We start from the raw sequence: 1879 nt of genomic DNA on the forward strand, positions 1-1879 counted from the left end.
GGCGAGCCGATCCCGCGGATCTGCGGGGACAGGATCGCGCCGATCGGCCCGGGATAGGGCGAGCCGTACGCGTGACCGCCCGCGCGCGAGTAGACAGGGCACACGTTCAGGCAGGCGGAGCAGCGGATGCACCGCAGCGCCTGACGGCCGACCTCGTCGGCGAGCGTCGCCGTGCGCCCGTTGTCCAGGAGCACCAGATGGAACGACTGGGGACCGTCACCGGGGGTCACTCCGGTCCACGCCGAGGTGTACGGGTTCATCCGCTCGGCCGTCGACGACCGGGGCAGCACCTGCAGGAAGACCTCGAGATCCCTGCCGGTCGGCAGCAGCTTCTCGATGCCCATCACCGTGATCAGCGTGTCGGGGAGGGTCAGGCACATCCGCCCGTTGCCCTCCGACTCGACGACGAGCACCGTACCGGTGTCGGCGACGGCGAAGTTCGCGCCCGACACCGCGACCTTGGCGGACAGGAACTTGGCCCGCAGGTGCTTGCGGGCGGCCTCGGCGAGCTCGGGCGGGGAGTCGGACAGATCGGCCGGGGCGTCCGGCATCTCCTTGCGGAAGATGTCGCGGATCTCCGAGCGGTTGCGGTGGATGGCGGGGACGAGGATGTGGCTCGGCCGGTCGTCGCCGAGCTGGACGATCAGTTCTGCGAGGTCGGTCTCATAGGCGGCGATGCCGGCCTCGGCGAGCGCCTCGTTGAGGCCGATCTCCTGGGTCGCCATCGACTTGACCTTGACCACCTCGGTCTCGCCGGTGGCCTGGACCAGTTCGGTCACGATCCGGTTGGCCTCGGCGGCGTCGCGCGCCCAGTGCACGGTGCCGCCGGCCGCGGTGACCCGCTCCTCGAGCCGGCGCAGGTAGTGGCCCAGATGCCTGAGCGTGTGGTCCTTGATCTCCTTGGCGGCGTTGCGCAGCTCGGCCCAGTCGGCCAGCTCGGTGACGGCCCGCTCGCGCTTGGCGCGGATCGTGGTGGTCGCGTGGGCGAGGTTGCCGCGCAGCCGGCTGTCGCCGACGGCCTCACGGGCGGCGTCCGGAAAGGACGGCATCCCCAGGTAGGTAGGCATCGCCGTGTTCGTCTGGCCCGCTGTGTTCATGGCCTCGCTCCTAGGGCGGATTCCGTGCTGGCGAGGATCTCGGCGAGGTGGACGGGCCGGACTCCCGCGTCCTGCCGTGACAGCGTCCCTCCCATGTGCATCAGGCAGGAGTTGTCGGCGGCGCACAGCACCTCGGCCTCGGTCTTGCGCACGTTGGCCGCCTTGTCGGCTCCCATCGCGGCGGAGACCTCGGGGTTCTTCAGGGCGAAGGTGCCGCCGAAGCCGCAGCACTCCATGGCCTCCGGCAGTTCGACCAGATCGATGCCGCGGACCTCCCTCAGCAGCCGCAGGGGGCGGTCGCCTACCTTGAGCAGCCGCAGCGAGTGGCAGGTCGGGTGATAGGTGACCCGGTGCGGGAAGTAGGCCCCCACGTCGGTCACACCCAGTACGTCCACCAGGAACTCCGACAGTTCGTGCACCTTGGGCACGGTGCGCGTGGACGCCGCGGCGAGAGCCCGGTCGCCCGCGCTCTCGGCGATGCGCGGGTGCCATTCGCGCACCATGGCCGCGCACGACGCCGAGGGGGCGACCACCGCGTCGTAGGAGTCGAACGTCTCGGTGAAGCCGCGCACCAGTGGCGTGCACTGGTCCCGGTAGCCGGTGTTGAAATGCATCTGGCCGCAGCACGTCTGGCCGGGCGGGAACTCCACGTCGTGGCCGAGGCGGCTGAGCAACCGCACCACGGCCTTGCCGGTTTCCGGGAACATCGTGTCGTTGAGACATGTGATGAACAGTGCGATGCGCATGGGCCTCATCCCGTTGACTCTCGCACGATCAGTTCC

The 1879-nt window shown here is 69.9% G+C and carries 2 protein-coding genes; both read right to left on the bottom strand.

Annotation, left to right across the window (positions count from 1 at the left end; all coding sequences use genetic code 11):
- Positions 1–1097 (bottom strand): lactate utilization protein B (locus HKK72_RS38875; protein WP_187239372.1); only part of this gene is annotated, 1097 nt, incomplete at its 3' end.
- Positions 1094–1843 (bottom strand): (Fe-S)-binding protein, encoded by a 750-nt coding sequence (locus tag HKK72_RS38880; protein ID WP_187239373.1) that lies wholly within the window; start codon positions 1841–1843, stop codon positions 1094–1096. The genes HKK72_RS38880 and HKK72_RS38875, both read right to left, overlap by 4 nt.
- Positions 1844–1879 lie beyond the last annotated feature (36 nt).

Origin of the sequence: Actinomadura sp. HBU206391 (assembly GCF_014323665.1) — a bacterium.
Taxonomy (GTDB): Bacteria; Actinomycetota; Actinomycetes; order Streptosporangiales; family Streptosporangiaceae; genus Actinomadura_C.

What these genes read in the sequence shown, in the direction of transcription:
- HKK72_RS38880 (WP_187239373.1), bottom strand. Translation starts at nt 1,843, where the DNA reads ATGCGCATCGCACTGTTCATCACATGTCTCAACGACACGATGTTCCCG.